Raw genomic sequence first — 15704 nt, 5'->3', positions numbered from 1 at the left:
TAATAGCCAAGCGGGAGTTTTTCCATACTTCGAAAGAGTACTTTTCGACACGCTATAGAAAACTCCCAGCTAGCCCAAATTTAAAAATCTCGCTACAATTTCCCCCCTATATATCTTCCACGCTTCTCTCGAGTCTTTACTTTTATGCACCTTATTACCTCTGAAATAGAGCTTGCAAACATCATCCGTAATGGTGGCGTTATTGCTTATCCAACTGAAGCTGTTTGGGGGCTGGGTTGTGATCCTTTTAACGAATCTGCGGTAAGACGTATTTTAGCTATAAAATCTCGACCAGAATCAAAAGGTCTAATCTTGATTACAGGCGAAAAAGAGCACCTTACGCCATGGTTAAACATCTTAGATTCTAAAAGTGGCGAACGATTAGTTAGCATGAATACAATCCCAACGTCTTGGGTTGTTCCCGACACGACAATCACTCCAAGCTGGGTAAAAGGCGAGCACCAAAGCGTTGCCATACGCTTATCTCAACATGAGCCAGTGAAGCGTTTGTGTGCTGCCTTTCAAGGGGTGGTAGTTTCTACTTCTGCAAATCCCGCAGGGCTAGAGCCTGCTACCAGTGCAGAAGAGGTAAACGCGTATTTTGGAGAGAAGATTGACGCAATATATGATGCTCCCCTAGGCACAGCCTCACAGCCTTCCCAAGTGCGTGACATTTTGACTGATACGTTATTTAGAGCTTGAGACCCAACTCAACTGCCATAAATATGTGGCATGAAATACGACTCTTTTAGATCTCCTTGTGTAAAAGCCACTCTTTTATCCACAATAAAATAAAAAGCGACGTTTCATTCTATGTATAAATGAAACGTCGCTTTACTTTAGCCAAGCCATTATCAATGACTGTTTTAAATTGCCTTTTTAATGACCACCTAAGTAGGCTTCACGCACTTCAGGGTTAACCAATAATTCTTCACCGGTTCCCGTCATACGAATCTCACCATTCACCATTACATAACCACGATTGGCCAGTTTCAATGCATGATTCGCATTCTGCTCAACTAAAAAGATCGTCATTCCTGTACTGGCTACATCTTGCAATATCTGAAAGATTTGCTTAACAATAATAGGCGCCAAACCAAGGCTAGGTTCATCCAACAAAAGCAATTTAGGGCGACTCATTAAAGCTCGTGCAATAGCCAGCATTTGCTGCTCACCACCAGACATGGTTGAAGCGCGTTGATTACGGCGCTCTAAAAGTCGCGGAAATAATTCGAACATATGCTGCATATCTTCTTCAGCATGATCCATACCGATAGGAATCGTCCCCATCAGCAAATTTTCTTCGACAGACATGCTCGGAAATATTCGCCGCCCTTCTGGTGATTGTGCTAAGCCATGCGATGCAACATAGTGAGCAGATTTTTTGGAAATATCCTCGCCACGGTAAATAATTTCACCCGAAGAAATACGAGGCTGACCAAAAATAGACATTAACAAGGTCGATTTACCTGCCCCATTTGCCCCAATCAAAGTAACAATTTCACCTTCATCAACAGTCAACGAAACTTTTTTAAGGGCTTGAATTGGACCGTAATGAACATCAACATCTTTGAATTCCATCAGTGTAGTCATAGCGTTACCTCCTCACCTTCTTCGGCACCAAGGTAAGCTGCAATAACCTTTGGATTATTCTTAATATCATCAGGGCCACCTTTGGCGATCACCTCGCCGTGGTCTAAAACAACGATATAATCGGAAATATCCATAACCATCCCCATATCGTGCTCAATCAATAGAACCGTCGTATTATGCTCATCACGCAATACTCGAATCATCTTAGTCAAGGCTTCCGTTTCGGATGGATTCAAGCCTGCTGCGGGCTCATCTAGGCAAACGATTTCTGGGTTCGTACACATAGCACGCGCTATTTCCAATCGACGTTGTTGACCATAAGAAAGTTCACCCGCCAAGCGATTGGCTGAATCCACCAAATCCACAACACCCAGCCAATAAAAAACACGCTCTAGCGCTTCCTCTTCCGCTTTTCTATAAGCCTTGGTATTTAATATACCCGCTAACAAATTACGATTAACTCTCATATGCTGAGCAACTAAAAGATTCTCTACCACTGACATCTCTTTAAACAATCGAATATTCTGAAAAGTACGAGACAATCCAGCACGATTTACAAGATGTGAGCCGCCAAACATTTTATATTTCAGGCGAGCAAAAAAGGCCGTTGGAGAAAAGAAGTCAGATGCTTGGAATGGTTCACCCAACACTTTAATAATACTGGTTTCTTTTTCAGAAGCAGACAACATAATCTTGCCTCCTGTCGCTTTATAAAAACCAGTAAGGCAGTTAAATACCGTCGTTTTACCAGCACCATTCGGTCCAATCAAAGCTGATACCGAGCCGCGCTTAATATTAAAAGTCACATCATTTAAGGCCTTAATACCACCAAAGTGCATCACCAAGTTTTCAACCGCTAAAATATTTTCTTGGTTCATTTAACCACCCCTTTTCTCGTAGCAAAGCCAGTTCGAGTCACACGAACAATACCCCGAGGTTTCCAAATCATCATAACAACCATCAAAATACCAAACATTAAGACACGATATTCTGCAAACTCCCTTAACATTTCTGGCAATACGGTTAAACAAAATGCAGCGATAACAACACCTAGTGTTGACCCCATACCACCAAGTACCACGATAGCTAAAATCAAAGCCGACTCGAAGAAGGTAAAAGAGGATGGGTTTACGAAACCTTGGTAAGTCGCAAAGAACACACCAGCTAAACCACCAGTAGATGCCCCCAACATAAAGGCAGACAATTTCACTAACACATGATTTAAGCCTAGCGAACGACAAGCAATCTCATCTTCACGAAGCGCTTCCCAAGCACGGCCAATAGGCATTTTAACCAAACGATGCTTAATGAAGAGCACCGCCCATACCACAGCAAATAGAACCAAATATATAAATATATACTTATAAGCTGAATCATAAGGAATATTAAAGAACTCATGGAAGGTTTCGCCATCTCTCGATCTACGCTTAAACTCTAATCCAAAGAAGGTTGGTAAAGGCGCTGAAACTCCGTTTGGTCCATGAGTAAACGACGCCCAATTAGTCAAAATAAGACGAATAATTTCCCCAAAACCCAGTGTAACAATCGCCAAATAGTCGCCATGCATACGCAATACCGGGAAACCCAATATAGCCCCTGCAACCGCCGCCATAATCGCAGCAATTGGCAACATTGACCAAAAGCCTAAGCCTAAGTTTTCATATCCCAACGCCAGACCATAAGCGCCAATAGCATAGAAACCAACAAAACCTAAATCCAGCAGCCCAGCCAGCCCAACAACAACATTTAGCCCAAGGCCCAGTAAGACATAAATTAAACCTAGGATAATAACCGTAAGGACATATTTTGAAGCAATAAATGGTACTAATAGACCAATCGCAATCACCAATGGAATAACCCATACCAATTTTGATTTATGTCCAGGAGGAAGAACTTCTACACCTTCATCGTTGTTGGCATAACGGTAAACCAGTGCAATACCTTTTTCGGTTTGCAAAAAACAGGACATAATAAAACGCCCAACAGCAACAGCGGCAACCAGCCAAGCAACTCGACCAAATTCCGTATTAAAGCCGTAACCATCCAACACGATACCAACAATCGGACCGAATAAAACCAGTGCCATAAAGCCAGCAATTAAGGCATCAATACTACTTTTCTTAAAATTTATTCCGATAGCTTGGCTCATTTATACTTTCTCCACTTCAGGTTTGCCGAGAAGGCCACTTGGGCGAACAATCAAAATGAGTACTAACAAAGAGAACGAGAACACATCCTTATAATCAGAGCTAATCAACCCAGCAAATAAAGCCTCAGATAACCCTAAAATAAGACCTCCCAACATAGCACCAGGTAAAGATCCAATCCCACCCAACACAGCAGCAGTAAAGGCTTTGATACCAATAATGAAGCCGACATAAAAATCAAATGCGCCATAATCCAATGTCACAAGCACACCGGCTAACGCAGCCATAACCGCACCAATAACAAAAACCGTTGAAATGACTTTATCTGTGTCTATTCCTAAAATCGATGCCATCTTACGATCTTGTTGAGTCGCTCGACACATGCGCCCCAATTTTGTTTTTTGGATTACGTATGTAAGTACAGCCATCCCCAAAATAGAAATAAATAAAATTAACAATTTCATATAAGTGATTTGCACAAAACCATCACCTATGTGAAAACGAAATGCCCCCGTTAAAAGCGTTGGCACACCTTGTTGATTAGCGCCCTGACTGAGCTGAACATAGTTCTGCAAAATGAGCGACATACCAATCGCAGAAATCAATACAGATAAACGACTAGAGCTTCGTAGTGGGCGATAAGCAATACGTTCAATCACCCACCCATAAGCGCCAGTAACAGCAACCGTCAGAAATAACGTGCCGACAATAATGATTGGAAAAGATTCGATACCGAAGAATGTTAAAAGGGCAAGTGCAATAGCGGTGATATAAGCAGACACCATGTAAACATCGCCATGGGCGAAGTTAATCATACCGATAATGCCATACACCATGGTGTAACCGATCGCAATGAGTCCGTACACGGAACCAAGGGTAAGACCGTTTACCAGTTGCTGGAGAACGATATCCATCGTAAGACCTCGTGGGAATTTTTTTAATAATAGAGAGCATGCCTACCAGCACAATCCTTAGCTGGTAGACATGGGTCGGTTATAACTGAAATGTAAGACCAAATAGAATTAGTCTACAGTGTGATATTTACCTTGAGCATCCCACTCATACATAACGTAGTCGGAAACCGTTAAATCACCCTTTTCATCAAAGTCTTTCTTACCCATAACGGTATTTACAGAATGTGACTTCAACCATTCAGCGCCTTTAATCGGATCCAAATTGTTGTTCGCTAAAGCTGCAGCAGCAACCTGCATAGCAGTATAAGAGTACAAGGTATAACCTTCTGGCTCATAACCACTATCACGGAACTCTTGAATAACTTTTTTGCCTGATGGGTAAGATGTTGGTGGCGCACCAAATGTCATTAGTACACCGTCCACATATTTAGGAGAACCAGCAACCGAAACAAACTCATCTGACACAATACCGTCACCAGAAATGAAAATTGCTTTTGAACCTTGTTCGCGCAACTGACGAACTAGTGGACCAGCTTCAGAATGAAGACCACCAAAATACACGACATCGGCGTCTACTGAACGAATTTTAGTAATCAAGGCATTAAAATCTTTTTCGCCACGAGTCAAACCTTCGTACATCACTTCTTTAACGCCATAAGCATTAAGCGTCGACTTCATTGCATCGGCAAGACCTTTACCATAAGTGTCTTTATCGTGAATAACAGCAACTCGTTTAGCATGTAGCTGATCCACAATATAGCTTGCAGCTACATCACCCTGCTGGTCATCACGGCCACACACACGGAAAACGTTCGGTAATCCTTGATCAGTTAATGTTGGGTTTGTTGATGCTGGAGTGATCATAAGAACCCCAGCCTCTTCGTAAATTCTTGAAGCAGGAATGGAAGATGATGAACAGAAATGACCAACGACAGCGACAGCGCCATCAGAATCTACTAGGCGGTTAGCAACGGATACAGCTTGTTTTGGCTCACAAGCATCATCCGCTTTGACTAACTTAATCATTTCGCCGTCAATACCACCTTTATCATTAATATCTGCCGCAGCCTTTTCAGCTCCCTTCCACAGCTGCTCACCAAATGCTGCATAAGCACCTGTATGAGGACCAGCAACACCTATGACCACATCTGCTTGAGCTAGTGTTGTAACACCTGCCACAGCAAGAGAAATTAATGTTTTTCTAACAACCGCATTTGACATAAGAAAAGCCTCTACTCGTTTTGTGTTTTATCGTTATTATTCAAAAGCAAGAAGCGTTCCAACAATTCAACCCAACAAAAGGTAGAAAATATGAAACTTTCACTACAAATATCCAAAAATTGTGCACCGAAGTGATACTACACATTAATAGGAGTATAAACTTTGGTCAATAGTAGTGCGCACAAATATCGAAAATAGGCAAAATAAAACTCTAAACTAATGTTTTTTCACAAAACAAAGCCCTGAAAAAATCACTTTTTCTAGTCTTATGAACTAAATGAGAATAAGTAGTGCTCTAAGAAGAGGCATAAAAAGCTAAAACTAAAAAATAAAGGTGGGAAACAGCCAAATCAATTAGACTTAAGTATAAATTTAATACAAAAAAGAAATTAAAAATTACATAAAAATCGCTTTTTTTATCAAAAAACTCGGCTTTTCTTTAATTCGAGGATTTATATGGAGAAGCAATCAATACGTCGGATAAGGGAACAAGCTCAACACCATCCGGTGTAAGTCGCTGAAGACGCTTTTTAAGATAAGCCATGGTTTCTGGATAAGGATGACCAATAGCCAAGGCACTTCCATGCAGCCTTGCTAACTTTAATAATCGAGAAAATTGTCTATCTATCGCCTTTTCCGTGCGAATATTATCTAAAAATACATCGCGACTAACAGTATCTAGACCAAAATCTTGTGCAGTTTTCTTCGCCACACTCTTTGGGCTAGTCAGGCTATCGATAAAAAATAATGAACGATCCTTCAAAGTTTCCATAACCCATTTCATTGAATCGGCTCTGGTTGTCAGCAAACTTCCCATATGATTATTCACACCTTGTATGCCAGGCAGCCCATCTAAATCCTTATTCAAAGTTGCTTTTAACTCATGCTCCGTCATTCTTGCATACAAACCACCAGGACCCAATTTAAGCTCCCGCTGATTTTCCATGGGTGCGTGTAACAGCGTTATACGCTTTTGCTTTTGCGCCGCTTTTGCTGTTTGTATAGCAAAAGGTGTGCTTGGTAATATAGCCAAAGCAACTTCTTTAGGCAGCAAAAGTGAAGACTCCATACCATGGCGGTTATAACCTAAATCATCGATCAAAATCGCAATCCTAGGCATCTTAGGATGCACATCAACAGCCAATCGCTTCGCTGGAAGTTTATCTTTCTCAATAGCTTGATGTTGTTTTTGAAGGACATCATTAAGTGAATCAGAACCAATAGGAACCTCTAAAAATGGCGCAATCGAAGGTTCCCATGGCTTAACTCGTTCAAATAAAGGAGAGTTATAAGGCGCTTGAATACGCTCACCTGACTGCGAAACATCATTTTTTGGGTTAACTAATACAGGACCAAGATGCTCAGGTAATACCTCAGATACAGAAAAATAGCTTTCATCCAGCAAGTTCTGAGCCTCATCAATATCAGAACTCTTCAAGGATATGTATTCATCATCCAGACGACTTCCTGTGGCCCCCACCCCCCCAGAAAACATGAATGAAACCAATATAACGAGAAAAGCTTTCTTTAAATTAAACAAACGAACATTGACCAAAAAAATAAATACGTAAAAATACCATCACTGATTTTGCATTAACTTTGGTAAAGTTTTTAAAATAGTGACCGCTTGAAATAGTTGAAAGTCCGTTTTGGCTAACTCTCCAATATCCGAGTTAACATCAGCACTGGTTCGCTCTTTACCGCCCGTGCCATTGCCTAAATGCCCCTTTAGTTCCGCTTCTTTTACAATAAATGGGTCTTTATCAAAAGATAAAACCGCTTGAGGAACCACCAAATCAGGAGTAATTCCCTGTGCTTGAATAGAACGACCATTTGGCGTGTAGTACAAAGCTGTTGTCAACTTCACAGCATCGCCATTAGATAAAGGAACCACTGTTTGAACAGAGCCTTTGCCAAAAGTTTCGGTTCCTAAAATTACCGCTCGCTTATGATCCTGCAAGGCTCCGGCAACAATCTCTGACGCAGAAGCCGAACCTTCATTTACCAAAACAACAACTGGCACATTAGCAAACTGAGTATTACTTTTTGTCGCTTCCATTTGACTCTTAGACAACTCATGTCGACCATCGGTATAAACAATCAGCCCCTTATCAACAAAAGCATCCACAACTCCCACCGCACTTTGCAACACGCCGCCTGGGTTATTACGCAAATCCAATACCACACCTTTAATATCAGAGGCTTCCTTTAATTTACGAATGGCTTGGTAAAATTCATCAGCACTGTCTCCTTGAAACTGACTAATTCGAAAGTAGGCAATGCCATTACCTAACCATTTTGCCGTAACACTGGCATCTTCAACCAAACGTCGAGTCAATTTGTAATGTTTAAGCTCACCATCTCGTTCGATATCCAACGAGACCGTTGAACCGATATCACCACGCATTAGCGTCACAATATCTTTCATACTTAAATCGGTTATTAAAGTATTATCAATTTTGATTATTACATCACCAGGTAAAATCCCAGCGTCTGCAGCCGCAGATCCATCGATAGGCGTTACGATTGTTAAACGTTTATCCTTCATCTCGACTTCAACACCGATGCCAGCATAGTTGCCTGACGTCAACTCGTTAAAATCAACCAATTCTTCCTTAGTAAAATATTCAGAATGAGGGTCAAGGCCTGAAACCATACCTTTTAGTGCTTTATTAAGAATATCTTGGTCAGACATCACCTCCACATAACCTTCACGAATGGTTTCAAAGGTTTCAACAAAAGATTGAATTTCAGAGGTAGGCAGATTGGACTTTTCCTGAGCATTGACAGAAAACACCCATGATACCAATAACACGAGGATAAAAAATGGAATTCGTTGACGCAGGGTATTAATCATATTTATTCCTATCACTTCTTTCGTCGCTACTCGCTAATAATGCATTAAATAGACATTAACCCGCATTAACCCACGAAAGAGGTTTTAATGGTTTGCCATTATGACGTATAGCAAAAAACAAAGCTGAATCAGGACGACCACCAGAGCTACCAGCCATAGCAATGGTGTCATTCGCACCAACCCATTCTCCGACTTCTTTTAGCAAGCTTTGGTTGTAGCCGTATAATGACATGTAACCATCACCATGGTCTAAAATAAGTAAAAAACCAAATCCGCGCATCCAATCAGAAAACACCACACGGCCTGAAAAAATCGCGTGGACAGGTTCGCCCTCTTTTGCTCTTAATGTCACGCCACCTAAGTTAATACTGCCATTAGAGGATAACTTAGACAGTTTTCTTAAAGGTCGAACTAATTTGCCTCGTTGCGATGAAAAAGGCACATCTTGATCGGGGATTTGAATATCAGCTAAAGCCTCCTCAAGACGTTGCAACATATTTTGTAGGTTTTTCTGATCCTCAACCAACTGTTTGGCGCGCTTATCCCCTTTCGCTAAGTCTTTGTCTAATTTAGCTAATAACTCGCGACGACTCTTCTGTTGCTGGGCTAAACGGCTTCGCTCAGCCTTTAATGAAGCTTCTTCTTTCGCTTGTTGAGCACGATGACTGCGAATACTTTTCTCGACCAAGCTTAAATCATTCACTTCATTGACGAAGCCATTAATCAAAGATTGTCGTGCATTAGAAAAGTAACGGTTGTATTGCACCAAACGTTGGGCGTCTTCTGAACTGTCACCATTCAATAACAACTTAATACTTTCTTCATTACCAGAACGATAAACCGCCCTTAATTGGGCGGCTATTTGTTTATTCTGTTGCTGAATACTGAGTTGCAAGGACTGCTGCTGGACTCTTAGCTCTCCCAGTTGCTTATCGCCTTTTTTTAAACTCTCCTGAAGGCTTTCTATTTCCTTGTATAATTCCTGAATATCTTTTTCTTTCACTTCCAACTGCTTCTCAACATCAGAACGTTCAGACTTAAGATCTTTAAGCCAAGTATTTAGCTTTTTAAGATCCTTCTGTAACGCTTCAATTTGTTGCTTAGCTTCTTCAGGTGTTTGTGGCTCACCTGCCGACCAGCTCACACTGGGCAGCAGGAGTAAACTCAAAAAAAGACAACGAAATAATACAATCATTCTCGCCTCAGGCACGTGTGAGCAAGCTCACACCTGTCATTTCAGAAGGTTTTTCCATATCCATCATATCTAGCAAAGTCGGTGCTAAATCACATAAAGAACCTTCTTTTAAACTTAGTCCTTTAGTGGCTGAAAACAAAATTAAAGGTACAGGGCCGTTCGTATGAGATGTTAAAGGTTGTGAGCCATCTTCACTCAACATTTGCTCAACGTTGCCATGGTCAGCGGTAATCAAGCATTGCCCACCATTCACTTTAAGCGCCTCAATGATTCGACCAAGGCACGCATCAACGGCTTCTACCGCTTTAACGGCAGCATCAAAAACACCGCTGTGGCCGACCATGTCACCATTAGCAAAATTACAAATGATGGTGTCGTATTTACCCGCTTCGATCACTTCGACTAATTTATCTGTGACTTCTGGCGCACTCATTTCTGGTTTCAGGTCATAGGTTGCCACATTGGGTGATGGAATGAGCTCACGTTCTTCCCCATCAAACAAGGCTTCTTCGCCACCATTAAAGAAAAAGGTCACGTGGGCGTATTTTTCGGTTTCAGCAATACGTAGTTGTTTCTTACCATTATTCGCTAGCACTTCACCTAAGGTATTTGTCAAAGCAACGGGAGGAAACGCCACATCGGCCTTGATGTCAGAGGCAAACTCAGTAAAGGTAACGAAAGACGCCAATTTAGGGTAAACAGCACGAGTGAAGCCATCAAAGCTGTCATCGGTAAAGGCACGAGTTAATTGACGAGCACGGTCAGGACGGAAGTTAGCGAAAATAATCGCATCGCCATCTTGCACTGGTGCTGATTCACCCACAATGGTGGCTTTCACAAATTCATCATTTTCATCACGATCATAAGCAGCTTGGATCGCCTCTTCAGCCGTATCTGATTGTAGCTCGCCCTTACCAAGCACAATGGCATCGTAAGCGGTTTGCACACGATCCCAACGATTATCACGGTCCATTGCATAGTATCGGCCAGTTAAGGTCGCAATTTTGCCGACACCCAATTCGGTCAATTTCGCTTCTAATTCTGCGATTGGTGTTTTAGCCGAGCGAGGTGGCGTATCACGTCCATCAGTAAAACCATGAACATAAACGGCTTTGGCACCACGTTTTGCTGCCAATTCGCACATCGCCATAATTTGCTCATGATGACTGTGAACACCACCATCAGACAACAAACCTAAAATATGAACGGCTTTCCCCGCCGCGACCGCTTTATCAACGGCATTAACAAGCGCTTCGTTATCAAAAAATGTACCATCTTCAATGGCTTTGCCAATGCGAGTAAAGTTTTGATAAACCACACGACCCGCACCCAAATTCATATGGCCGACTTCGGAGTTCCCCATTTGACCTTCAGGCAAACCCACAGCAAGACCCGATGTTTTAATTAACGTATGAGGCTGATTATTCCAAAGCGAATCCCAGTTGGGAGTGTTCGCTGCCGTAATTGCATTGGATTTTGATGTTTCACTGTATCCCCATCCGTCAAGGATAAAGAGGGCGGTGGTTTTTTTGTTCATGTTAATCTATCCCGTAAATTGATCATGATTATGCCTCGATACTATCACAGGCTCGTAATTTAGTTACAGACTAGCTTGCCTATTAAGACTATTAATTTCAGTAATAGAGAAGGGGTCACCACAACTATGGCGCTAGCAATTCATTTCGCTTTGCCATTAGCCAGTCCCGAAAAATTACCACCTGTTCAAGATCAGCTTTATCGATTGGATAAGACAGAAGATATTCATGCGGAGTGGCAACGGCTTTGCCAAATGGAGCCACCAGCTCACCATTTCGGAGACTACGTTCAGCCAATATGGTAGGCATGATCGCAATCCCCATACTGCTCTTGGCCGCTTCAAGCAACATATGAAAATGCGCAAATGAAGCGCCAGCAAAAGAGCCACTTTCCAGCCCTTGCGCTACCATCCAATCAGGCCATGCGTTAATTCGAGAAGATAAATGCAAAAAAGGGAAAGCAGTCACCTCTTCGACCTTCCATGCTTCCAATGGTTTATCGCTCATGCGGGTTAATAATTCTGGGGAACATACCGCCACCACACTTTCTTTCATCAATTGGTAAGACACAGCACGGGGCCAATGATCACCACCATAATGTAAGATAATATCAATGCTTTCAGGGTCGATCTTCGCCGCATCGTCTAAGGAGCGGACTTTAATTTGAAACTGAGGATGCTCTGTTTGAAATTGCGCAAGAAGCGGCATCAACCAATAAGAAGCTAAAGTGGGTAATGCGGAAATAGTCAGTGTGGTTTTTTCGTCTTCTCGATGCAACATCCGCAAACACGCGTTTTCCATGCCATCCAAGAGCGGTACGACCTCTTTATAATAGGCGGCACCGGTTCCTGTTAGCACCAAGCGTTTATTAAGCCTAATAAATAAATCGCGTGATAAAAATTCCTCGAGATTACGAATCTGTCGACTAACGGCACTTTGGGTAAGATGCAGCTCTTCTGCTGCTTTGGTAAAACTGAGATGCCTTACCGAGGCTTCAAAACATTTTAACGCAGTTGACGATGGGATATAACGGCGCATGAAGACGTTACTCATTAGCAGAAACGGGAATGGGGATAACTGTATCCTATATCATAGTGATTCCCAACCAATAAAATAAAAAACGCACCATAAAGATGCGTCTTTATATAACCGTTATTCACCGTAAAGGTATTTTACAGTCAAACTAACTCTAGTGCCTGCATAATACAGAGGGCATAAAAGACGCTCTACTCCAAAGCATGTGACTGCTGGCCGAGGTGATATGTATGCGCACCGATCTCGTAAAAAATACGTTTAAGCTCTCGCATAGGAATATTACGCAACAAAGTAGTTGGCACAGACAGTGATTCTCGGCGATCCGTAAACCATTCCGCTAACTCTTTCCCCATAATCGTTCCGGGACCAATACCGCGACCACTATATCCTGCGATACTATATAACCCCTGTTGTAATTGCTGACAATGAGGTAAATGGTCTTCACTGTAAGCAATTTGCCCCGTCCAGCAGTAATCCCACTCTACTTTATTTAACATTGGGAATAATTCGCTCACTCGCTGAGTTGCCCAATTCGAATGAACGCCACCTTCTCCTCCCATACCACCAAAAACCAATCGCCCTTGTCGATCTAGGCGGAACGAACTCATTACAGTACAAGTATCCCAAACCCCCTCTTTATTGGGTAGCAGCTTAGCAAGCTGTGCCTCTGTTAATGGTTTACTGGCAAGCTGACTGTAAAAAATCGGCACAAACTTGCGTGCCTGCTCTTTCACACCATATTCACTGTAAGCATTAGTCGCAATAATCACCTTTTGTGCACAAACTTCCCCACCAGCTGTTTTCAGCAACCAACCGCTATCCTGTGGTTGAATACTCACAACAGGCGAGTGATCGAATAATTTAGCCCCTTCTTTTAGGGCTGCCTGCGCTAAACCACGGGCATAAGCCAAAGGTTGAATCGTACCTGCACGGGGATCAAAGAGCGCCGAGTTGAATTTGCTAGAATCAATACGAGCTTGCGCTTCTGCGGCATCCAGCAGCTGGACCGGCGCACCGCGCCTTTTCATTTGCTCATAACGCCGCTGCAACTGAGCCAACCCCGTTTTACCTACACCAGCATGCAAAGTGCCATTACGAACAGGCTCACACTGAATGTCGTACTCTTTGATTAAACCATAAACGTATTCCGGCGCTCCCGCCAACGTCTCATACAATACTTTTCCAGCCTCAGGACCGATGGCTTTATCTAGGGCATCAGGCTCAAGCCACAACCCAGCATTAGCCAAGCCCACATTTCGGCCTGACCCGCCAAATCCCACTTCCTGGGCTTCAACCACAGCCACAGAAACACCAAATTTCGCCAGATGCAGTGCTGCAGAAAGACCAGTAAAGCCCGCACCAACAATCACCACATCGACATCAACACGCCCTTCTAAAGGCGTCAACACAGGGGCATCAGGGGCGCTCGCACGCCATAAAGAATCACAGACTTTATCAGACATAAAATGACCTCATAGGGGCATTGGTCATAACAAAAGTAGGTGAGAAAATCCCACCTACTAGGTAAAAAGATCTTTGTCACAAGGTAACAAGTACCGATCTTATAGTGTTATTCAAAAACGATACCCTGAGCCAACGGCAGATCACCACCGTAGTTCACTGTATTTGTAGTACGGCGCATATAGTTTCGCCACGCATCCGAGCCAGACTCACGGCCGCCGCCCGTTTCTTTCTCGCCACCAAACGCACCGCCAATTTCAGCCCCAGATGTGCCGATATTGACGTTGGCAATACCACAGTCAGAACCTGCTGGAGACATAAACATTTCCGCCTCACGCATACTTTCTGTGAAAACCGCAGACGACAAACCTTGTGGTACTTCGTTTTGAATCTCAATGGCCTCTTCAAAGGTTTTGTAGGTCAAAACATATAGGATAGGCGCAAAGGTTTCTTCATGAACGATTGGCGCATCGTGGGCAATACGAACAATGGCAGGACGCACGTAGAAACCACCAGCAGGCACGTTTTCAGTCACACGCTCACCACCGCAGATAATTTCGCCACCTTGTTTTTTCGCTGTTTCTAGCGCCGCTTGCATACGATTAAAGCTGCCTTCATCGATCAGCGGACCAACCAAATTGCCATCCACAATTGGACTTCCCACACGAAGCGAGCCATACGATTTCGTCAAGCGTTCAACCAAACCATCAACAATGGATTCATGTGTGATCAAACGACGCAATGTTGTACAGCGCTGGCCTGCCGTACCCGCGGCCGAGAAAACAATCGCACGTAGAGCCAGTTCAAGGTCGGCGGTATCAGAAACAATCATGGCATTGTTGCCACCCAATTCTAACAATGAACGCCCCAGACGCCCTGCAACCGTTTTTGCAACGGCACGACCCATTGCCGTAGAACCCGTTGCGGACACAAGAGGAAACGTCTCATTTGCCGCAATCGCTTCACCAAGATCTCGATCCCCTATCATCACGGATACCGCGGCCTGTGGAATGTCAGGCATATCAGCAATCACGTTTTGGGCAATTTTATACATTGCCAAGGCACACAAAGGCGCTTTTTCGGAAGGTTTTAGCAGAATTGGATCGCCACACACTAAGCCCAACATGGCATTCCAAGACCAAACGGCCATAGGAAAGTTAAACGCCGTGATGACGGCAACAGGACCAAGCGGCTGCCATTGTTCCATCATACGGTGACCAGGGCGTTCAGACACGATAGACAAGCCATGCAACATGCGAGATTGCCCCACAGCGAAATCGCATACATCGATCCACTCTTGCACTTCCCCCAAGGCTTCTGGTGTGATTTTACCAGCTTCCAAAGAGATCACTTGCGCCAGCTCATTTTTGTACTTACGGGCTTCCTCACCAATACGACGAACCAATTCACCACGACGAGGAGCCGGAACCGTACGCAATACTTTGAACGCGTCTTTCAGCTCAGCATTGACCTTATCTAACTGCGCTGGTGTCGCATTATTAAAGGTAGACAGCGCTGCGCCATCGATTGGGCTGTGTGCGGTAAAAGGACTTCCTTCACCTAGGATCGTTGTATTTCCTGTTAATACGCTGAAAAAAGTATCACCTTGTTTTAGGCTATTTACGCCCAGTGTTTCTAAGCAAGTAAGTGACATAAGAACCTCTAAAATTAGTTTAATGAGTGTTACGAGAATAGCTTCACCTTAACCAGCCTAGTCCAGAATGAGAAATACCGTTTTCCTGCTAG

The 15704-nt window shown here is 43.2% G+C and carries 13 protein-coding genes; 1 reads left to right on the top strand and 12 read right to left on the bottom strand.

Features of this window, described 5'->3' with window-relative positions; all coding sequences use genetic code 11:
* Positions 1-144 precede the first annotated feature (144 nt).
* Positions 145-702: an L-threonylcarbamoyladenylate synthase type 1 TsaC gene (gene tsaC / locus C0J08_RS03030; RefSeq protein ID WP_212654661.1), complete on the top strand. Its 558-nt coding sequence runs from the start codon at positions 145-147 to the stop codon at positions 700-702.
* Positions 703-879: 177 nt separating this feature from the next.
* Here the strand turns inward: tsaC and C0J08_RS03025 are convergent, their stop codons facing one another.
* From C0J08_RS03025 to amaB, 12 genes are all read right to left on the bottom strand, one after another.
* Positions 880-1593: an ABC transporter ATP-binding protein gene (locus tag C0J08_RS03025; protein WP_212654660.1), complete on the bottom strand. Its 714-nt coding sequence runs from the start codon at positions 1591-1593 to the stop codon at positions 880-882.
* Positions 1590-2471, bottom strand: a complete 882-nt coding sequence (locus tag C0J08_RS03020; RefSeq protein ID WP_212654659.1) for an ATP-binding cassette domain-containing protein — start codon at positions 2469-2471, stop codon at positions 1590-1592. Before C0J08_RS03020 ends, C0J08_RS03025 begins: the two co-directional genes overlap by 4 nt.
* Positions 2468-3742, bottom strand: a complete 1275-nt coding sequence (livM, locus tag C0J08_RS03015; RefSeq protein ID WP_212654658.1) for a high-affinity branched-chain amino acid ABC transporter permease LivM — start codon at positions 3740-3742, stop codon at positions 2468-2470. Before livM ends, C0J08_RS03020 begins: the two co-directional genes overlap by 4 nt.
* Complete coding sequence (locus C0J08_RS03010) at positions 3743-4654, bottom strand: ABC transporter permease subunit (protein ID WP_212654657.1); 912 nt, start codon at positions 4652-4654, stop codon at positions 3743-3745.
* A 108-nt stretch (positions 4655-4762) separates the two neighbouring features.
* Entirely contained in the window at positions 4763-5875 is a 1113-nt protein-coding gene (locus C0J08_RS03005; RefSeq protein WP_212654656.1) for a branched-chain amino acid ABC transporter substrate-binding protein, read from the bottom strand.
* 439 nt (positions 5876-6314) lie between these two features.
* Positions 6315-7370, bottom strand: coding sequence for a divergent polysaccharide deacetylase family protein (locus C0J08_RS03000; RefSeq protein WP_212654655.1), 1056 nt, complete (start codon positions 7368-7370; stop codon positions 6315-6317).
* An 84-nt stretch (positions 7371-7454) separates the two neighbouring features.
* Complete coding sequence (locus C0J08_RS02995; RefSeq protein ID WP_212654654.1) at positions 7455-8732, bottom strand: S41 family peptidase; 1278 nt, start codon at positions 8730-8732, stop codon at positions 7455-7457.
* Between the two features lie 55 nt (positions 8733-8787).
* Positions 8788-9927 (bottom strand): murein hydrolase activator EnvC family protein, encoded by a 1140-nt coding sequence (locus tag C0J08_RS02990; protein WP_212654653.1) that lies wholly within the window; start codon positions 9925-9927, stop codon positions 8788-8790.
* A gap of 7 nt (positions 9928-9934) precedes the next feature.
* A complete protein-coding gene (gene gpmI, locus C0J08_RS02985; RefSeq protein WP_212654652.1) occupies positions 9935-11464 on the bottom strand; it encodes a 2,3-bisphosphoglycerate-independent phosphoglycerate mutase in 1530 nt (509 codons plus the stop codon).
* Positions 11465-11588: 124 nt separating this feature from the next.
* The gene (locus C0J08_RS02980) at positions 11589-12500 is read right to left on the bottom strand and encodes a LysR substrate-binding domain-containing protein (protein ID WP_212654651.1); all 912 of its coding nucleotides are present in this window, start codon (positions 12498-12500) and stop codon (positions 11589-11591) included.
* A 188-nt stretch (positions 12501-12688) separates the two neighbouring features.
* Positions 12689-13960 carry an NAD(P)/FAD-dependent oxidoreductase gene (locus C0J08_RS02975; protein WP_212654650.1) on the bottom strand — a complete coding sequence of 424 codons (1272 nt, stop codon included), beginning with the start codon at positions 13958-13960 and terminating at the stop codon, positions 12689-12691.
* Positions 13961-14067: 107 nt separating this feature from the next.
* Positions 14068-15612, bottom strand: coding sequence for an L-piperidine-6-carboxylate dehydrogenase (gene amaB, locus C0J08_RS02970; RefSeq protein ID WP_212654649.1), 1545 nt, complete (start codon positions 15610-15612; stop codon positions 14068-14070).
* Positions 15613-15704 lie beyond the last annotated feature (92 nt).

This window comes from Marinomonas sp. CT5 (genome assembly GCF_018336975.1).
Taxonomy (GTDB): domain Bacteria; phylum Pseudomonadota; class Gammaproteobacteria; order Pseudomonadales; family Marinomonadaceae; genus Marinomonas.
Note: the sequence above shows the minus strand (reverse complement) of the source record. Positions and strands in the feature narration are given on the sequence as shown.

Coding starts and splice junctions, on each gene's coding strand:
- tsaC (WP_212654661.1), top strand. CDS start 145: ATGCACCTTATTACCTCTGAAATAGAGCTTGCAAACATCATCCGTAAT.
- C0J08_RS03025 (WP_212654660.1), bottom strand. CDS start 1,593: ATGACTACACTGATGGAATTCAAAGATGTTGATGTTCATTACGGTCCA.
- C0J08_RS03020 (WP_212654659.1), bottom strand. CDS start 2,471: ATGAACCAAGAAAATATTTTAGCGGTTGAAAACTTGGTGATGCACTTT.
- livM (WP_212654658.1), bottom strand. CDS start 3,742: ATGAGCCAAGCTATCGGAATAAATTTTAAGAAAAGTAGTATTGATGCC.
- C0J08_RS03010 (WP_212654657.1), bottom strand. CDS start 4,654: ATGGATATCGTTCTCCAGCAACTGGTAAACGGTCTTACCCTTGGTTCC.
- C0J08_RS03005 (WP_212654656.1), bottom strand. CDS start 5,875: ATGTCAAATGCGGTTGTTAGAAAAACATTAATTTCTCTTGCTGTGGCA.
- C0J08_RS03000 (WP_212654655.1), bottom strand. CDS start 7,370: ATGTTTTCTGGGGGGGTGGGGGCCACAGGAAGTCGTCTGGATGATGAA.
- C0J08_RS02995 (WP_212654654.1), bottom strand. CDS start 8,732: ATGATTAATACCCTGCGTCAACGAATTCCATTTTTTATCCTCGTGTTA.
- C0J08_RS02990 (WP_212654653.1), bottom strand. CDS start 9,927: ATGATTGTATTATTTCGTTGTCTTTTTTTGAGTTTACTCCTGCTGCCC.
- gpmI (WP_212654652.1), bottom strand. CDS start 11,464: ATGAACAAAAAAACCACCGCCCTCTTTATCCTTGACGGATGGGGATAC.
- C0J08_RS02980 (WP_212654651.1), bottom strand. CDS start 12,500: ATGCGCCGTTATATCCCATCGTCAACTGCGTTAAAATGTTTTGAAGCC.
- C0J08_RS02975 (WP_212654650.1), bottom strand. CDS start 13,960: ATGTCTGATAAAGTCTGTGATTCTTTATGGCGTGCGAGCGCCCCTGAT.
- amaB (WP_212654649.1), bottom strand. CDS start 15,612: ATGTCACTTACTTGCTTAGAAACACTGGGCGTAAATAGCCTAAAACAA.